Source organism: Nakamurella leprariae, assembly GCF_016918035.1.
Lineage (GTDB): Bacteria > Actinomycetota > Actinomycetes > Mycobacteriales > Nakamurellaceae > Nakamurella > Nakamurella leprariae.
This window is the reverse complement of the sequence record NZ_JAERWK010000006.1, coordinates 76,687-94,587: the sequence shown is the minus strand read 5'-3', so window position 1 is coordinate 94,587 and position 17,901 is coordinate 76,687. Positions and strand designations below refer to the sequence as shown.

Genomic DNA, 17,901 nt, shown 5'->3' with positions numbered 1-17,901 from the left:
CGTCCGTACCGAGCGCGACGGGAACGAGGGCGCATGTCCGAGCCGCCTGCCACTGCGGAGGAGATCCGCACGGTGGCTGAGGTGTTCCGGCTGCTGGGTGACCCGACCCGGGTCGCGTTGCTGGCGCACCTGCTCGACCACGACGAGTGCGCCGTCCACGAGCTGGCCGAGGCGACCGGGACGCCGCAGACGACCGTGTCCGCCGCGCTGCGCCTGCTGCGCGCGGCCCGGATGGTGTCGCGTCGCCGGGACGGCCGGCTGGTGCACTACCGCATCGCCGACGCTCACGTCCGGCTGGTGCTGGAACTCTCGCTCGAGCACGTCCGGCACCTGCCGGCCGCCGGTGACGATCTGGTGTCGTCGGTCTCTGCCTCCCTGACCAGTGCGGAGCGGGCCGGATGAGCGGGCACGACCACGCGCACGGCCCGGTCGCGGGCTCGCCGGGTCGGGGCGACGGTCACGGCCACTCGCACGGCTCGGTCTCGGCCTCCGGGCGCTTCACCGTGCCGCTGGCCATCACCTTCGGCCTCACCGCCGCCTTCTTCGTCGTCGAGCTGGTCGTCGGGCTGGCCTCCGGGTCGCTCGCGCTGATCGCCGACGCCGGCCACATGGCCACCGACGTCGTCGCACTCGGGGCGTCCCTGGTCGCCACCCGGGTCGCGGCCCGGCCGGACGGTTCCGGACGCTGGACCTACGGCCGGTACCGGGCCGAGGTGTTCGCGGCCGGGCTCACCGTGCTGCTCATGCTCGGCGTCGGGGTCATCGTCGTCTGGGAGGCCATCGACCGGACCTCCGGCGGGGGCTCGGGTGATGGCGGAGTGCACGTGACGCCGCTGCCCATGGTCGTCGTCGGCTTGATCGGTCTGGCTGTGAACGCGGTCGGCCTGATCATGCTGCGCGCCGGCGCGAAGGAGTCACTGAACCTGCGCGGCGCCTACCTCGAGGTGCTGGGCGACGCGGCCGGCTCGGTCGGCGTGCTGCTGGCCGCCGCGCTCATCGCCATCACCGGGTCGTCGGTGTGGGACCTGGTCGCGGCGATCGTCATCGGTGTCTTCGTGCTCTACCGGGCCATCGGCCTGGGCCGGTCGGTGCTCCGGGTGCTGGGGCAGCAGACGCCCGAGGGTCTCAAGCCGGAGCAGGTGGCCGGCGACCTGCACGCGGTCCGCGGTGTGCAGCAGGTGCACGACCTGCACCTGTGGGAGCTGACCTCCGGGATGACCGTGGCGACCGCGCACCTGGTCACCGCGCCGGGCGTGGACGCGCACGTGGTGCTGGACGCGGCCCGGGACGTGCTGGCCGACCGGTACGGCATCGCCCACGCCACGCTGCAGGTGGAACCCAGCGACCACACCGCGTGCGGTGAACTCGGCTGGTAGCGCGCCGAGGCTCGGGGTGAGACCGCCCTGGTCTCGGTCGTCATCGGCATGGCCATCGGCCTGATCACCAGCCCCGGCCGAGGCACCGGTCTGGCCCTGCCGGACAGCTACGACGGCCGCACCGGGGGCTGGACCGACTTCCTGCCCGGGCAACTTCCTCGGCCTGGGGGCCAGCACCACCGTCACCGAGACCATCGACCCGGCTGGCGAGTCGTCCTTCTCGGCCAGCACGGGCATCTCGTTCAACCTGCTGCAGCTGGTCATCATCGGCATCGACCTGTCGATCACCGACTACCTGCTCATCGCGTTCGTCTCGGTCGTCGGTTCCGCCGCCACCGCCGGTCTCACCGGCGCCGTCGTCATGCTGACCCTGACCCTGTCGACGCTGGGTCTGCCGCTCGCCGGCGTCGGGCTGCTGCTGGCCATCGACCCGATCCTGGACATGATGCGGACCGCGACCAACGTCGCCGGTCAGGCCCTCGTCCCGGTCATCGTGGCCAGGCGGCAGGGGATCCTGGACGTCGCGCAGTACCACGGGCCGAACGGCGACGGCCTGCCCGAGGAGGCGCCGGCCAAGGCTCCGGCCGACGCCCAGCCGCAGCGCTCCACCCGGCGCCCGGCCGCCGATGCCGAACCGGTCGGCGCCCGCGGCTGACCCACAGCACCACCCCCGAAGCCCCCCGCAGCACCCCCCACAGCACCCGACGCGCGGGTCCCGACGGCAGCGCCGGGGCCTGCGCGGTTACCGTTCCGGGGTGCAAGGGAGCAGCAGCGCCGCCGCCGGCGCCACGACCAGCGCCACCACCACCGTGGACGTCGTCGACCGACTGCGGCGGGACCTGCCGCCCGAGGTGGTGCTGACCGACCCGGACGTGGTCGCGACCTACCGGCAGGACGAGGCGGAGTGGGCCGAGCACGGCACGCCCGCCGCGGTCGTCCGGGCCCGGACCGCCGCCGACGTGCAGGCCACCGTTCGGGCGTGCATCGTCACGGGGACCCCGCTGGTGCCACGCGGGGCCGGCACCGGGCTGTCCGGCGGCGCCAACGCGCTGGACGGCTGCGTCGTGCTCACCACCGAGCGGATGACCGCGGTCAGGCAGATCGACGCGGTGGAACGCCTGGCCGTGGTCGAACCCGGCGTGGTGAACGACGACCTGCGCGCCGCGGTGGCCGAACACGGTCTCTGGTACCCGCCGGACCCGGCCAGCTCGCCCTGGTCGACCATCGGCGGCAACGCGGCCACCAACGCCGGCGGGCTCTGCTGCGTGAAGTACGGCGTGACCCGGGACTACGTGCTGGCCCTGGAGGTCGTCACCGGCACCGGCGAGCTGGTCCGGCTGGGCCGTCGCACCGCCAAGGGTGTGGCCGGGTACGACCTGGTCGGCCTGATGGTCGGGTCCGAGGGCACCCTCGGGGTGATCACCGAGATCACCGTGCGGCTGCGGCCGCAACGGGCGCCGCAGCACACCGTGGCCGGCTACTTCGACTCCGTCGTCGACGCCGGGCGGGCCGTGGCGTTGGTCGGCGCCACCGACGTGGTGCCCAGCGCGCTGGAGCTCATCGACCGGCACTGCCTGGTCGCGGTGGACGCCTGGAAGCACATGGGCCTGTCCGCCGACGCGAACGTGGTGCTGCTGGCCCGCACCGACGCGCCCGGGAGCATCGCCGACGCCGAGGCCGACACCCTGCTGGCCTGTTTCGAGGAGGCCGGCGCCACCTGGGCCGCGCGGTCCACCGACGAGGTCGAGGCCGAGGCGCTCTTCGAGGCCCGTCGCCTCGCCTACCCGGCGCTGGAGCGGCTCGGTCCGGTGCTGACCGAGGACGTGTGCGTGCCCAAGGCCGCGCTCCCCGAGATGCTGGAGCGGATCGAGCGGACCGCGGTCGAGTTCGACACCCTCATCGCCAACGTCGCGCACGCCGGCGACGGCAACCTGCACCCGCTGCTCATCACCCCGGCCGGGGACGAGCCGGCCCGGGCTCGGGCCCAGCTGGCCTTCGACCGGATCATCGAGCACGCCCTGGAGCTGGGCGGGACGGTGACCGGGGAACACGGGGTCGGGCTGTTGAAGCGCGACGGACTGGCCGACGAGCTGTCCCCGGCCGTGCTCGCCATGCACGGGGCGATCAAGGATGCGCTCGATCCGCACCGGATCCTGAACCCGGGCAAGGTCGTCCGGCTGGCCGGGTGATCCCGGCCGGCGCCTCGCCGTGATCGGTCAGCCGTGCTCGCGCAGCCGCGCCACCTCGCGGGTGAGGTCCTCGATCCGGGTGACCCCGAGCAACGCCATGGTGCGGCGCAGGTCGGTGCGCAGGATCTCCAGGGCCCGGGCCACGCCGTCCTGCCCGCCGGCCATCAGTCCGTACAGGTAGGCGCGGCCGACCAGCACGGCCCGGGCACCCAGCGCGACCGCCGCGGCCACGTCCGCGCCGCTGCGCACTCCGCCGTCCAGGTACACCTCGGTGTCGTCGCCGACCGCGTCGAGCACCGCGGGCAGTTCCTCGAGCGGGGTGGTGGCCCGGTCCAGCTGCCGGCCACCGTGGTTGGAGATGACGACGGCGTCGGCGCCGGCGTCCACCACCATGCGGGCGTCGGCCGCCGTCTGCACCCCCTTGATGATCAACGGCCCGGACCAGATGGACCGCAGCCAGGCCAGGTCGTCCAGCCCGGCCCGCGGATCGAACACCCGGTCGACCATCTCCGAGACGGTGCCGCCGGTGCTGCTCAGCGAGGCGAAGGTCAGGGGCTCGGTGGTGAGCAGGTTGGCCCACCACGACGGGTGCCGGCTCATGTCACCCAGCGTGCGCAGGGTCAGGCTGGGCGGGATGGTCAGGCCGTTGCGCACGTCCCGCAGCCGGGCGCCGCCGACGGGAGTGTCCACGGTCAGCATCAGCGCGCGGTAGCCGTGCTCGGCAGCCCGGGCGATCAGGTCGCGGCTGGCCTCCCGGTCCTGCCACAGGTACAGCTGCATCCACAGATCGCTGGTGTCCTGCGGATCCTGGGCGCGGGCCACGGCCAGCCGCTCCGGCGACACGGTGCCCATGGTGCTCAGCGTGTACGGCAACCCGGCCGCGGCGGCCGCGGCACCGACCGCGAACTCCCCCTGGTGCTGCATCATCCGGGTGAAGCCGGTGGGGGCGAGGATCAGCGGCATCGCGGCCGGCCGGCCCAGCACGGTGGTGGTCAGATCGATCTGCGAGACGTCCCGCAGCACCTTGGGGCGGAACTCGACCCGCTCGAACGCGGCCAGCGCCCGGGCGGTGCTTCGCTCGGTCTCGGCGGAGCCGTCGACGTAGTCGAACACCGACCGGGGCGTGTGCCGGCGGGCGATGGTGCGCAGGTCGTCGACGGTGGCGGCGCGGCGGACCCGGGCGGCCCGGGTCGGCACCGAGAAGTCGGTGCGCAGCAACGGGCGCAGCTCCGACCAGCGGGGCACCTGGCGGCGCGGGCCGTGCGGGCGTCCCCCGGCCGGCGGACCGGCCGGCGCGGGCGGGGCCACGTCCGGGGTGACGGGCCGGTGGGCGTCGGTGTGCGTCATCAACTCTCCGCGAACGTCGGTGGCCGGGGAGCGCCCACGGTATCGCGTGGATCCGACGGCCCCGGCCGGGCGGCTCAGCGGCTGCGGTGCTCCCGCGGGAGCTCGGCGTCCCGCTCCGGCGTGGCGGCCTTGATGGTCTGCCTGGTGTCGTTCACGGCCATCGCGTTCCCGGCCCGGCCGTCAGGCCCGCCGTCGTGCGCGACGTCGGTGCCGCGGATGACCACGATGCGGTCGCCCGGCTGGAACACCTTGATCCGTCCGGAATCGAACCGGTGCGAGATGCCGTTGCGGATCACGGTGAGCACGATCTCGCCGCGGGCGGTGAGCCGGGCGGGGGACAGGCCCACGTCCTCCGGCTTGATCTCACGCTCGGCGATCTGCAGCCCGGCCACCGGCTCGAGCAGGTCCTCCATCAGCTCGCCGGCGTTCGGCGCGATGATCGACAGCCCGAGCAACCGGCCCGCCGATTCCGCGGTGGGGATGACCACGTCGGCGCCGCCCTGGCGGAGCACCGCGATGTTCTGCTCCTCCCGCGCCGCGGCCACGATGGTGGCGTCCGGCGACAGCCGCCGGGCGGTCAGCGTGACCAGCACGCTGGTGTCGTCCCGATCGGTGGCCACGATGACCCGCTGCGCGCTCGGCATGGCCGCCTGGCGCAGCACCTCCTCGCGGCGGGCGTCCCCGAAGACGCCGACGCAACCGTCGGCGGTGGCCTCCTTGACGTTCCGGGTGTCCGAGTCGACGACCACGATGTGGTCGGCCGGGTGCCCCTGGTCGATCAGGGCGGCGACGGCCGAGCGACCCTTCGTCCCGTAGCCGATGACCACGGTGTGCTTCTTCACTCGTCTCCTCCACCGCGCGAAGCGGAACTGCTGGCGGCTGCGTTCGGTGAGCACCTCGATGGTCGTGCCGATGAGCACGATCAGGAAGAGGAACCGCAACGGGGTGATCAACACGATGTTGGTCAGCCGGGCCGAGTCCGACAGCGGCGTGACGTCGCCGTACCCGGTCGTCGACAGGGTGACGGTCGCGTAGTAGAAGCTGTCGAGCAGGCTGTCGACCCGGCCCTCGACGTCCCGGTACCCGTCCCGCTCGAAATACACGACGAGCGCGGTGACCACGATGCAGGCCAGGGCGACCAGGACCCGCCAGACGATCGCGATCAGCGGCCCGCGCTCACGACGGGCCGGCAACTGGACGATGCGCTCGGCGTCGGTCGTCAGCCGCTTGCGCAGGGGTCTGGCCACGATCAGCGAGGGTACGCCGGACCGTGCAGGTCAGGGGCGGCTCAGGGCTCGCGGGGCGGGTCCTGCCGGGCCAGGAACGCCTCGAACTCGGCGCCCAGCTCGTCGGCCGTCGGCAGCGGCGCGGACTGGGCCAGCAGGCTGCCGGACTCCGCGCTCTTGACGAACGAGTCGTACTGCTGCTCGAGGGCCCGCACCACGTCGGCCACCTCGCCGTTCTCGGCGATCTGCGAGGCCAGTTGGGCGGCGACCACGGCGGCGGGCTCGTCCAGCGGGGAGGTGGGCAGCAGCAGCCCGGCTGCGTCCGCGGTGGCCTGGATGAGGGCGCGCGCCGACTCCGGGTACTCGGTGCGGGTCAGGTAGTGCGGGACGTGCGCGGCGAACCCGACGCAGTCCCGGCCCTGCTGGCCGAACCGGTACTCCATGAGCGCGGTCGCGTAGCCGGGCACCTGCATGGAGCCGAACAGGTCGGGCTGGGCCGGCAGCAGTCCGCTGCGGTTGGCGTGGCTGGTCATGCCGGTGGGGCGGGTGTGCGGCACCCCCATCGGGATGGCCAGCAGGGAGACGGTGAGCCGGACCGCGAACCGGTCCACCAGCTGACCGATGGCGGCGACGAACCGCTCCCACTGCACGTCCGGCTCCGGGCCGGTGAGCAGCAGGAACGGGGTGCCGGCCTCGTCGGCCACGCGGTGGATCTGCAACTTGGGCGCCTGGTACTCGTGGAAGCCGCCCCGTTCGAACGTCAGCGGCGGCCGGCGGGCGCGGTAGTCGACCAGCTCGTCGACGTCGAAGCTCGCCACCACCGACGACGGCAGCGTGCGCAGCGCGTCGATGGCCAGCCGGACGCCGGCCCCGGCGTCGATGTAGCCGTCCAGGGCGACGACCAGGACGGGAGTCCCCAGGTCGTCGAGGTCCGGGTTCTCCAGGTGCAGTTCGTACAGCTCGCCAGGCTCACCGGCCATGTCGCTCGCCTCCTGTGTTCCTGTGCTGCTGTCCGGGCCGGACCCGGAACACCCCGATCGTGGTTCGGCCGACCGTGCCGTCAGCCCGTGCCGTCAGACCGTGCCGTCAGACCGCCGAACGGAAGAACTCCTCCTCGCGGCGCAGGATTCCCTGGACCTGCTCCACGATCATCTGCTCGACCTTGCTGCCGAACAGCGGCACCGAGACGGTGGCCTGCGCGGTCACCGTGTAGGTGCTGCCGCTGCCGTCCGGGCGCAGCTCCATCGTGCCGGTCATCCCGGCCGGGGCGCCGGACACGGAGACGTCCAGGTCGGCCAGGTACCCGTCACCGTCGGCGCGCCACTGCTCGGTGCGCTCGATGACCGGCGCACTGGGCAGGAACGAACGGATCATGCTGGGCAGCATGTCCTCGGGCACGCGCTGCCTGGTGACGATCTTCACCGAGTCCGGCCCCGGATCGACGGTGACCACCTCGGGATGGTCGCCGCCGGAGGCCAGCAGTCGTCCGGTGACGAACTCCCGGTCGCCCAGCTTGGCGAACAGCGTGCCGGGTGCGACGGGCAGCGAGGCGGTCAGGGACAGCGGCGTGGGCACGTCGGAACTCCCGGGGTGGCTGGGTCGGTCGGTGGCGAGCGCTCGAGGTGATGCGCTCCCGACTCTACGGCCGCGTCCCGACCGTCCGACGGGGGCCGCTCCGTAGGCTCGACCGGTGCCGAGCGACCTCTCATCGACCCCCGGCTCGGCGCCCGGCGGTGTCCGGCTCGCCGACCTGACCACCCTGCGCCTCGGCGGACCCGCGCCATCGCTGCGCACCGCGACGACCGCGCAGGACGTGGTCGACGCGGTCGGGACGGCCGACCGGGCCGGGACCGGGGTGCTGGTGGTCGGCGGCGGCAGCAACCTGGTGGTGGCCGACGCCGGGGTCTCGACGCCGGTGGTCAGGGTGGCGGTGCCCGGGTTCACGGTGCGGCCCGATCCCGCCGACTCCGACGGGGCGCTGGTCACCATCGGCGCCGGCGTCGACTGGGACGAGGCGGTGGCCCGCACCCTCGAGGCCGGGTTCGGCGGGCTGACCCCGCTGTCCGGCATCCCTGGTTCGACCGGGGCCACCCCGGTGCAGAACGTCGGGGCGTACGGCACCGAGGTCTCCGACGTGCTGCGCGAGGTCACCGTGCTGGACCGCCGGTCCGGTCAGGTGCGCCCGCTGACCGCGGCCGAGCTGCAGCTGGGCTACCGGCACTCGGTGCTGCGCGGGACCGACCGGGCGGTGGTGCTGGACGTGACCTTCGCGCTGCGCCGCGGCCCGGTACCGGTGCGGTACGCCGAGCTGGCTCGCACGCTGGGCGTGCCCCTGGGCGGGAGCGCTCCGGCCGCGGCGGTCCGGGCCGCCGTGCTGGAGCTGCGGCGGGCCAAGGGGATGGTGCTGGAGCCGGGGGACCCGGACACCTGCAGCGCCGGGTCCTTCTTCACCAATCCGATCCTGGACGCCGACCGCGCACGGGACGCCGACGAGGCCATCCGTGCCCGGCTCGGCGCGGACGTCACCTACCCGGCGTACCCGGCGACCACCGCCGCGGGCGGTCCCGGGACCAAGCTGTCTGCGGCCTGGCTCATCGACCGGGCCGGCTTCGCCAAGGGCCACCCGGGTCCCGGCGGACGGGTCGCGGTGTCCGGCAAGCACACTCTGGCCCTGACCAACCGCGGCGCCGGCACCACCGCCGACCTGCTCGAGCTGGCCCGGGAGATCGCCGGCGGAGTGCGCGAACGGTTCCGGGTGGACCTGGCCCCGGAGCCGGTGTTCGTCGGGGTGCGCTGGTAGCTCAGGCGCCGGTGTCGATGACCACGCGCCCGGCCACCTGTCCGGCCAGGATCTGTTCGGCCAGATCCGGCACCCGGCTCATCGGCTCGACCGTGCTCAGCGAGTCGAGCGCGTCCATCGGCAGGTCGGCGGCCAGCCGTGACCAGGCCCGCTCCCGCACCGGCGTCGGGCACTGCACCGAGTCGATGCCGAGCAGGGCCACGTTGCGCAGGATGAACGGCAGCACCGAGGCGGGCAGGTCGGCCCCGCCGGCCAATCCACAGGCGGCGACGGCCCCCCGGTACCGGGTCTGGGCCAGTGCGTTGGCGAGCGTGGTGCTGCCCACGGTGTCGATCGCCGCGGCCCAGCGCTGCCCCTGCAGCGGCTTGTCCGACGGCTCGGACAGCTCGGCCCGGTCGATCACGTCGGTCGCCCCGAGTGCGCGCAGCTGGTCGTGCGTCTCCGGCCGGCCGCTGGAGGCGGTGACCGCGTACCCGAGCCGGGAGAGCACGGCGATCGCCACGTTGCCCACTCCGCCGGCCGCGCCGGTGACCAGCACGCTGCCCTCGGCGTCCGGGGTGAGCCCGTGGTCCTCGAGGGCCAGCACGCACAGCATCGCGGTGAGGCCGGCGGTGCCGATGGCCATCGCCCGCTGCGGGTCGATGCCGTCGGGCAGCCGGGTCAGCACCCGACCCGGCACACGGGTGCGCCGGGTGTAACCGCCGGGCAGGTGCTCGCCGAGTCCCCAGCCGGTGGCGACGACCTCGTCACCGGGCGCGAACGCGGGATCGGTCGAGGTCTCGACGGTGCCGGCCAGGTCGATGCCGCAGATCATCGGGAACGAGCGGGCGATCGGCGCCGTGCCGGTGACGGCCAGGCCGTCCTTGTAGTTGAGCGACGAGTGGGTCACCGCGACGGTGACGGCGGACTCGCCGGGATCCGGCAGATCGGCGTCCGTGAGCGTGCGCAGCTGGGCCGGTCCGGTGCCGGTGGCCACCACGGCGGGGAAGTCGGTCACCGCAGCGACGCTACCCGCCACCCCGTCCGGGTGATCAGAGCCGCCGATCGCCGCAGCCGGTGTCCCGGACCGGACCCGCCCGGCACACTGGGTGGCTGTCGACCGGCATCCGCCGATCGGCATCCGGCGGTACCCACCGGAGCGGAAGGGACGGGCGATGGTGATCTCGGCGGCACGGGCGAGGCGTCCGCGACGCGGCCCCGCGGCGATGACGGCCCTGATCTCGGCCCTGCTCCTGGTGGTCGCCGGGTGTGCGGGCGGCCTCGGCGACGAGGTCGTGACCGTGACCAACACCGTGCCGGCCGCGTCGGGCGACGACGGGGCGTCCGCGACGACGAGCTCGACGGCCGCCGGGCCCCGGGTGGCGGCCACGCCGCGGTTCGGCAGCACCGATCTGGCGCCGAACGACCCGATCACCGTCACCGTCTTCGCCGGCACCATCACCGAACTGGACATGGTGGCCGACGACGGGGTGCCGGTCGCCGGGGAGCTGTCCGCGGACGACGCCAGCTGGACCAGCACCGATCGGCTCGCCTACGACACCGAGTACACCGTCACCGGCACGGCCACCGGCGTCGGCGGTGTCACCACACCGATCTCCGGCACGTTCAGCACGGTCGACCCGGAGCGGTACAACCGCGCGGTGTTCAACATCCCCTCCGGGACCACGGTCGGGGTGGCCGCGCCGCTGATCGTCGTGTTCGACGAGCCGGTGCAGGACAAGGCGGCCGCGCAGGCCGCGTTCACGGTCGAGACCGACAAGGGCGCCATCGAGGGATCGTGGGGCTGGCTGCAGGACGAGGACATCCAGGGCACCGGGACCCGCCAGTCGATCGTGCACTTCCGGCCCGCGCAGTACTGGCCGGCGTACACGCAGGTGCATTTCGAGGCGGATCTGGCCGGGGTCGACCTGGGCGACACCTGGGGGCTGGAGGACCTGTCGTCCGACTTCACCATCGGGCGGGCCCAGGTGGTCACCGCCGACGTCTCCACCTTCCGCATGGTGGTCACGGTGGACGGCGTGGTCACCGAGAACTACCCGGTCTCCTACGGCAAGGAGTCGGTGCCGGGCCGCAACACCGTCAGCGGCATCCACGTGGTCACCGAGAAGCACCCCGAGTTCGAGATGTGCAACCAGCAGTACGACTACTGCGGGCTCAAGGAGAAGTGGGCCGTGCGCATCAACAACAACGGTGAGTTCATCCACGAGAACCCGAACTCGATCCCGTACCTGGGCAAGCAGAACGTCTCGCACGGCTGCATCAACATGGGGCCGGGGGACGCCCAGCGGTACTACGACTCGGCGCTGTACGGGGATCCGGTCGAGGTGAGCGGGACCGGCGTGGAGATGTCCGAGAAGGACTACATCTACGACTGGGCCTACACCTACGAGGAGTGGCGGGCCCTGTCCGCGCTCTGAATGCCGCTCGGCCCCGGGGTCAGCTCGCGAGGAGTTCCGCCACCAGCGCGTAGAAGCCCTTGGGGTCCTTCGCCAGCCACTCCTTGATCAACGCCGTCTGGTCGTCCACGACGACTTCCCAGTCGTCGCGCTCGATGCCGTCGAGGGTGGCGCGAGCGACGTCCGCGGGATCGATCTTGTCGATCGGGTAGTCGGCGCCCATGTCCGTGTCCGCCACCCCGAGGTGCACCGAGATCACGGACGTGCCCTGGCCGGCGAGCTCATGACGGAGCGCGTTGCCCATGTTCCACACCGCGGCTTTGGTGACGGCGTAGGCGGTCGCGCCGGGCAGCGCCATCCACGAGGCGCCGGAGGCGATGTTGACGACCGCGCCACCGCCGTTGCGGGCGAGGACGGGCGCGAACGCGCGCACCATCGACAGGGTGCCCCAGAGGTTGGTGTCCATCTCGGCGTGCACCTGGTCGAGGTCGCCCAGCAGCGTCGCCCCCAGGGCGATGCCGGCGTTGTTGATCAGCAGGTCGACGTCGTTGGCGACCTGTGCGGCGGCGGCGACGGCGGCCGGGTCGGTGATGTCCAGGGCGAGCGTCTCGACGCCAGGAAGGTCGATCGCCGCCGGGCGGCGGGCAGTCGCGTAGACCTTGGCGCCCCGTGCGACGAGCTGAGCGGCGAGGTGGCGGCCGATGCCGCGGTTGGCGCCGGTGACAAGTGCAGTGGCTGCGGTGATGTCCATGTCTCGTACGCTAGAACTTCACATTGATGTCAATTTCAACTCGGGAGCACGCGTGCGCATCGGCGATCTCGCGGAGCGGTCCGGGGTCAGCACCCGGTCGTTGCGCTACTACGAGGAGCAGGGGCTGGTGCCGGCCTTCCGGACGGCCGGCGGACACCGTGAGTACGACGAGTCCGACGTCGGCCGGGTGCGCTTCGTGCAGCTGCTGTTCTCGGCCGGCCTGCCCAGCCGGGCGATCGTGCAGATCCTGCCGTTCCTGGACACCGGGATCGCGACTGCGGCGATGCGGCAGCGGCTGGACGACGAGCACGACCGGATCCAGCGGCAGATCGACGAGCTCACGCTCGCGCGCGACCGGCTGGCCGAGCTGCGGACCATCGCGGCGGACTCGGCCGGGGGTCGCTCGGCCCAGGAGTGCCGACTCGCAGCGGAGGCAGCCGTCACCTGCTCACGGAGGTCGGCGGACCGCCGCACGAGCGAGACGCCCGTGTCCGCATCGTGACCGCGCGCTGATCGCGGATGCGACCCCGGCGCGTCAGCCGTGACGTCGGGTTCCCCGACGGGCGCGTACCGTGCGTGCGGGGATCATGCGCGCCAGGCACGCCCCGGCGGGTGCCGAAGGGCAGGACGGAGCTGCGGTGCATCGAGGAGCCGGCCGGGAGCCAGCGCTGTCGGCGATCCCGGTGCCGCTGCGGCGCATCGCGCTGATCAGCCTGCACACCTCACCCCTGGCCCAGCCCGGCACCGGCGACGCCGGCGGCATGAACGTCTACGTCGCCCAGACCGCGCGCCGACTGGCCGCCCGCGGCGTCGAGGTGGAGATCTTCACCCGGGCCACGTCGTCCGACCAGCCACCCGTCGTCCGGTGGGATCCGGGCGTGCTGGTCCGGCACGTGGTCGCCGGCCCGTTCGAGGGCCTGGACAAGGACGACCTGCCCGGGCAGCTGTGCTCGTTCGCGGCCGGGGTCATGCGCGTCGAGGCGGCGCGCGACCCCGGGCACTACGACCTGGTCCACTCCCACTACTGGCTGTCCGGACAGGTCGGCTACCTGGCCAAGGACCGCTGGGCGGTGCCGCTGGTGCACTCGGCGCACACCCTGGCCAAGGTCAAGAACGCGGCCCTGGCCGACGGGGACGCCCCGGAGCCGTTCGGCCGGGTGATCGGCGAGGAGCAGGTGGTGGCCGAGGCGGACCGGCTGGTCGCCAACACCGTCACCGAGGCCGACGAGCTGCGGACGCTGTACGGCGCCGACCCGGACCGGGTCGACGTCGTCGCGCCGGGTGTGGACACCGACGTCTTCACCCCGGGCACCGCGGCCGACCGGGCCGCGGCCCGACGGCGCGTCGGGGTGGCCGACGACGAGCTGGTGGTCGTCTTCGCCGGCCGGATCCAGCCGCTCAAGGCGCCGGACGTGCTGGTCCGGGCGATCGCCGAGCTGGGCCGCCGGCATCCGGACCGCCGTTGGCGGCTGCTGGTGGTCGGCGGCGTCTCCGGGACCGGCCGCGCCGCGCCCGACGGCCTGGCCCGGCTGGCCGCCGACCTGGGCGTGACCGCGCTGGTCGACCTGCGCCCGCCGGTGCCGCCGGCCGAACTGCTCCAGTACTACCGGGCGGCCGACGTGGTCGGCGTACCCAGCCACAACGAGTCCTTCGGGCTGGTCGCGTTGGAGGCGCAGGCGGCCGGGACGCCGGTGGTCGCGACCGCGGTGGGCGGCCTGACCGTGGCGGTGCAGGACGGGACGAGCGGGCTGCTGGTGGCCGGGCACGACCCGCAGGACTGGGCCACCACGCTGGGCCGGGTCTGCCTGGAACCGGCCACCCGGGAGCGGTTGGCCGGCGCGGCGGTGCGGCACGCCGCCCGGTTCTCCTGGGAAGCAACGGTCGACGGTCTGCTGGAGGTCTATCGGCGGGCCCTGGCCGTCCCGCTGCGCGCGCCGCTCGCGCTCGCCCCCCTGGCGGGCATGCCCGCACTGGACGCCCCGGACCGCCGGTCCCGGGTGCGGTCGTCGGCGGGTCGGCGGTGAATCCGGACGGGCTGGCCGCGGTGCTGACCGATCTCGACGTCCCGACGCAACGGCACGGTGACGCCTTCCTGGTCACGCTGCCCGGGGAACGCCGGCACCGCACGCTGGTGTGGCTGGCGCTGGGCCGGTACGAGCTGCTCGTCGAGTCGTTCGTCTGCCGGGCTCCCGACGAGCACCACGCCGAGGTGTACCGGTACCTGTTGCAGCGCAACGCCCGTCTGCGATCGGTGGCGTACACGCTGGACGCGGCCGGCGACATCCACCTGGTCGGCCGGCTCGGGCGGGACACCCTGACCGCGGCCGAGATCGACACCGTGCTGGGTGTGGTGCTGGACGCGTCCGACACCGACTTCAACCCCATCCTGGAGCGCGGCTTCACTGAGGCGATCCGGCGCGAGTGGGACTGGCGTTCCTCCACCGGGCAGTCGCTGCAGAACCTGCAGGCGTTCCGGCACCTCATCGACCCGGGCTGACCGTCCCCGGATCGACCCGTTCCGACCGGGGGTCCCGTTCACTCCGTCACCGGCGTCGCGCCAGGAGTTCACCCGGGTGTACCCGTTCGGGCAATGACGGGTCCCGGCCGCCTCAGTAGGCTCAGCGCTCGGACGTGCTCACTGATCCCGGCCCGGGTGGGTGTCCCGGCGGGGGCGCCGGGATGGACCGGTGGGCGCGTCCTGGCAGTCGGGGGTGGGTCGCAGGTCGTCGGGTCCGCGTGCGGGCGTGACGCTGCTGGATCAGTGCTGGGGACGGGGTTGTCAGTGGATCTGGAGTCCGCGGTGGTGCTGCTCGGGGACCGCCGGTGAAGCGGGTGCTGTGGCGCCGCGCCGGAGCGGTGCTGCCCCGTGGCGCGGTCCTGCGGTCGGCGCAGCGTGTGGTGGTGGTTCTGGCGGTCTCGGCGACCGTCGCCGTGGTGGGCGCGGGCGGTGCGTCGGCGGAACCGGCGGAGTCGGTCGGCTCGGCCACTTCACCGTCGGGCGCGCTGACCGCGATCGACCCGTGCGTGCCCGTCGACCCGGCCGCCGTCCCGACCGACCCGGCGTCGATGTTCGCCGCCACGCCGCTCGCTGCCGATGCGCCCGCCGAAGCTTCTGCGCCGACCGCCGATCCGGCCCCGCCGATGACCGGTGCCACTCCGCTGCAGCCGCTGCGCGCGCTGACCGGGATCGAGTGGAACCCGCTGGTGGGCACCGAGTTCGACGGCACGACACTGGACGCCGAGCAGGTACGGATGGCCGCCACGGTCGTCGCCGTCGGTGAGCAGCTGGACGTCACCGCCCGCGGTCAGCGCATCGCGCTGGCGGTGGCCATGGCCCAGTCCAGCCTGCGGGCGGACGCGCTGAACCGGTCCTGGCTCGGGCTGTTCCAGCAGGCGCCCGACCGGGCCAGCGGGCTCTACACCGAATACGACCGGACCGACCCGGCCGGTGCGTCCTGGATGTTCTTCCAGCAGCTGGTGACCCGGGTGCCGGGGTACGACACCGACCCCCGCGCCGACTGGGAGATCGGCGAGCAGATCCAGCAGACCCAGCGCGGTCAGGACTTCGACGGGTGGCGGCCGCTGGCCGAGGCGCTGGTCCAGGCTCTGGGGTCCGAGGGTCCCGCCGGCGCTTCCACCATGGCCACCACGGTGACCTGCGCGCCGGCGACCGACGGTGGCACCGGCGCCCCCACGCTGACCAGCACCGGCACCGTCTTCGACGCGGGCAACATCATCTCGGACGCGGTCTTCACCGACTCGGACGCCATGTCCGAGCAGCAGATCCGCGACTTCATCACGGTGCAGAACGCGGCCTGCTCCGGGCCCTGGTGCCTGCGCAGCGTCCGGGTCACCACCCCCGACCAGACCGCCGACGCCTATTGCGCGGCCTACCGGGGCGGCGTGAACGAAGACGTCGCCGCGGTCCTGGCCAAGATCTCCGTCGCCTGCGGCATCAACCCGCAGGTCATGTTGACCACCCTGCAGAAGGAGTCGGCCCTGCTGACCCGGACCGACGTCTCGGCCGCGTCGTACGCGGCGGCGTGGGGCTGGCACTGCCCGGACACCGGCCCCAGCGGCACCGCCAACTGCGACCCCCGATACGCCGGCCTGTTCAACCAGGCGTACGGCATGGCCAAGCAGTGGGCGCGCTACCGGGTCGACCCCGACAAGTACCGCTACCGGGCCGGGCAGACCGCCGAGATCCTCTGGAACGTCGCCGGATCCGGCTGCGGCGGAGCGCCGGTCACCATCAAGAACACGGCCACCGCCTCGCTCTACAACTACACGCCGTACCAGCCGAACCCGGCCTCGCTCGCGGCCTACCCGTCCGCCGGCGACGCCTGTTCCTCGTACGGCAACCGGAACTTCTTCTTCATGTTCCGCAAGTACTTCGGCTCCACCGGGGGCGGCACCGAGGGCTCGGTCATCGCGGCCGGCACCACGGTGACGATCCCGGACAACCGGTTCGTGGACCGCGCGCTGGCCGGGAAGACCATCACGGCGCCGACCCCGGCCGTGGCCGCGGGTCTCGCCGCCGGCTTCTCGTCGCTCGGCCTGCCCTACGTCTGGGGTGGTGGCGGCTCCGGGGCCGGACCGTCCAACGGCTGCTCCCGCGGCGGCGGCGAGCTGAACAGCTGCGGCCTGCAGATCGGGTTCGACTGCTCGGGCCTGACCGCCTTCGTGCTCGGCCAGGCCGGCTTCGCCATCCCCGGCAACTCGGCCACCCAGCGGACGGGTGGCGTCCGGGTGCCGTGGGACCAGGGGCTGCCCGGCGACATCGTCGGCTTCCCCGGCCATGTCGCGCTGTACCTGGGCACCTTCGACGGGGTGCGCTACATCCTGGAGGCGTCCTCGGTGGGCACCTCGGTGCACGTGGTGCCGCTGCGGCGCACCGACGCCGACGTGCAGCTGTACCGATACTGGTCGGGCGCCGCCGGCACCTTCACCCCGGGCACCCCGAGCTGGCCGTCGTCGGCCGACCTGGCCACCCGGTACAGCTACCAGGCCCCGAACGCCTGGACCGACCGTGATCCGGTGGCCGACCGTCCGGTGACCCCGACGCCGCCGCGGCGCACAGTGACCCCGGAGCCGGCCCCGCCCGCCCCCGCCCCACTGGCCGCGGCGCCGGTACCGGTTCCGGCCCCGGAGACGCCGGCCGCGCCGACGCCGAGCCCGACTCCGGAACCTGCTCCGACCATTCCGCCGACCATTCCGCCGCCGACCACGGAGAACCCGGCGCCCACGACGGAGACGGTGCCCACGACGGAGACGGTGCCCACGACGGAGACGGTGCCGACGACGGCCCCGCCGACGACGAGCACGTCCACCGGCGGATCGACGACATCCACGTCGACCCCGGGCACCTCGACCCCGGGCACCTCGACGCCCACCAGCGCGGCGCCGTCGACCACCACGCCCGCGGCCGCTCCGTCCACCGCCGGCACGGCGCCGACCTCGGGCACTCCCTCGACCGGGAGCACCAGCACCCCGTCCACCACGGCGCCCGGTACCACCGCGCCGACCACCACCGCGCCGACCACCACCGCGCCGACGACCGGCACCACTCCGACGACCGGCACCACCGCACCCCCGGCGACCCCGGGCACCGGCGTGCTCACCGGGGCCGGCACCACCGTGGTCATCGACCCGGACGGCGCCGTGACGGTCGTGCCGACGGCTGGCACGGTGCCGGAGGGCACCGTCCTGCAGCTCCCGGCGCTGCCCCCGGCCGTGCCGTCGCCGACCACGCAGCCCCAGCGGGCGGCCCGCCGCCGACCGGTGCTGCGTCCCTGAGCCACGGCAGTCCTGCACCA

At 73.6% G+C, this 17,901-nt stretch carries 15 protein-coding genes and 1 pseudogene; 10 read left to right on the top strand and 6 right to left on the bottom strand.

From position 1 onward, the window contains the following. The first annotated feature begins 33 nt into the window (after positions 1-33). The 4 genes and pseudogenes from JL106_RS04525 to JL106_RS04510 all read left to right on the top strand — a co-directional run bounded on the left by JL106_RS04525 (position 34) and on the right by JL106_RS04510 (position 3,565). Positions 34-402: an ArsR/SmtB family transcription factor gene (locus JL106_RS04525; protein WP_205259506.1), complete on the top strand. Its 369-nt coding sequence runs from the start codon at positions 34-36 to the stop codon at positions 400-402. After that, entirely contained in the window at positions 399-1,376 is a 978-nt protein-coding gene (locus JL106_RS04520) for a cation diffusion facilitator family transporter (RefSeq protein WP_205259505.1), read from the top strand. Before JL106_RS04525 ends, JL106_RS04520 begins: the two co-directional genes overlap by 4 nt. A gap of 262 nt (positions 1,377-1,638) precedes the next feature. Further along, positions 1,639-2,031 (top strand): annotated as a pseudogene (locus tag JL106_RS04515) (cation:dicarboxylate symporter family transporter); the annotation flags it as partial. A gap of 154 nt (positions 2,032-2,185) precedes the next feature. Beyond that, positions 2,186-3,565 (top strand): FAD-binding oxidoreductase, encoded by a 1,380-nt coding sequence (locus JL106_RS04510; protein ID WP_407940096.1) that lies wholly within the window; start codon positions 2,186-2,188, stop codon positions 3,563-3,565. Positions 3,566-3,592: 27 nt separating this feature from the next. On the opposite strand, the gene JL106_RS04505 is transcribed toward JL106_RS04510, so the two are convergent. The 4 genes from JL106_RS04505 to JL106_RS04490 form a co-directional block, all read right to left on the bottom strand. Continuing rightward, complete coding sequence (locus JL106_RS04505) at positions 3,593-4,912, bottom strand: alpha-hydroxy acid oxidase (RefSeq protein ID WP_205259503.1); 1,320 nt, start codon at positions 4,910-4,912, stop codon at positions 3,593-3,595. A gap of 74 nt (positions 4,913-4,986) precedes the next feature. Beyond that, a complete protein-coding gene (locus JL106_RS04500) occupies positions 4,987-6,159 on the bottom strand; it encodes a potassium channel family protein (RefSeq protein ID WP_328841308.1) in 1,173 nt (390 codons plus the stop codon). 41 nt (positions 6,160-6,200) lie between these two features. Continuing rightward, the gene (locus JL106_RS04495) at positions 6,201-7,118 is read right to left on the bottom strand and encodes a PAC2 family protein (RefSeq protein ID WP_205259502.1); all 918 of its coding nucleotides are present in this window, start codon (positions 7,116-7,118) and stop codon (positions 6,201-6,203) included. Between the two features lie 106 nt (positions 7,119-7,224). Continuing rightward, positions 7,225-7,713, bottom strand: coding sequence for a DUF2505 domain-containing protein (locus JL106_RS04490; RefSeq protein ID WP_205259501.1), 489 nt, complete (start codon positions 7,711-7,713; stop codon positions 7,225-7,227). Between the two features lie 115 nt (positions 7,714-7,828). Here JL106_RS04490 and JL106_RS04485 point away from each other — a divergent pair, with 115 nt between their 5' ends. Continuing rightward, on the top strand, positions 7,829-8,938 hold the full coding sequence (locus JL106_RS04485) for a UDP-N-acetylmuramate dehydrogenase (RefSeq protein WP_205259500.1): 1,110 nt from the start codon (positions 7,829-7,831) through the stop codon (positions 8,936-8,938). 1 nt (position 8,939) lies between these two features. On the opposite strand, the gene JL106_RS04480 is transcribed toward JL106_RS04485, so the two are convergent. After that, positions 8,940-9,935 (bottom strand): MDR family oxidoreductase, encoded by a 996-nt coding sequence (locus JL106_RS04480; RefSeq protein ID WP_205259499.1) that lies wholly within the window; start codon positions 9,933-9,935, stop codon positions 8,940-8,942. A 208-nt stretch (positions 9,936-10,143) separates the two neighbouring features. On the opposite strand from JL106_RS04480, the gene JL106_RS04475 reads away from it, so the two are divergent. Then, positions 10,144-11,355: a L,D-transpeptidase gene (locus JL106_RS04475; RefSeq protein WP_205259498.1), complete on the top strand. Its 1,212-nt coding sequence runs from the start codon at positions 10,144-10,146 to the stop codon at positions 11,353-11,355. A gap of 19 nt (positions 11,356-11,374) precedes the next feature. On the opposite strand, the gene JL106_RS04470 is transcribed toward JL106_RS04475, so the two are convergent. Then, entirely contained in the window at positions 11,375-12,085 is a 711-nt protein-coding gene (locus JL106_RS04470) for an SDR family oxidoreductase (RefSeq protein ID WP_205259497.1), read from the bottom strand. Between the two features lie 52 nt (positions 12,086-12,137). Between JL106_RS04470 and JL106_RS04465 the strand changes: the two genes are divergently transcribed. The 4 genes from JL106_RS04465 (at position 12,138) to JL106_RS21930 (ending at position 17,881) form a co-directional block, all read left to right on the top strand. Further along, positions 12,138-12,587: a MerR family transcriptional regulator gene (locus JL106_RS04465; protein WP_205259496.1), complete on the top strand. Its 450-nt coding sequence runs from the start codon at positions 12,138-12,140 to the stop codon at positions 12,585-12,587. Between the two features lie 136 nt (positions 12,588-12,723). After that, a complete protein-coding gene (gene mshA, locus JL106_RS04460) occupies positions 12,724-14,109 on the top strand; it encodes a D-inositol-3-phosphate glycosyltransferase (protein WP_328841305.1) in 1,386 nt (461 codons plus the stop codon). Beyond that, on the top strand, positions 14,106-14,582 hold the full coding sequence (locus tag JL106_RS04455; protein WP_205259494.1) for a type III secretion system chaperone family protein: 477 nt from the start codon (positions 14,106-14,108) through the stop codon (positions 14,580-14,582). Before mshA ends, JL106_RS04455 begins: the two co-directional genes overlap by 4 nt. A gap of 326 nt (positions 14,583-14,908) precedes the next feature. Continuing rightward, entirely contained in the window at positions 14,909-17,881 is a 2,973-nt protein-coding gene (locus JL106_RS21930; RefSeq protein ID WP_328841303.1) for a C40 family peptidase, read from the top strand. Positions 17,882-17,901: the final 20 nt, after the last annotated feature.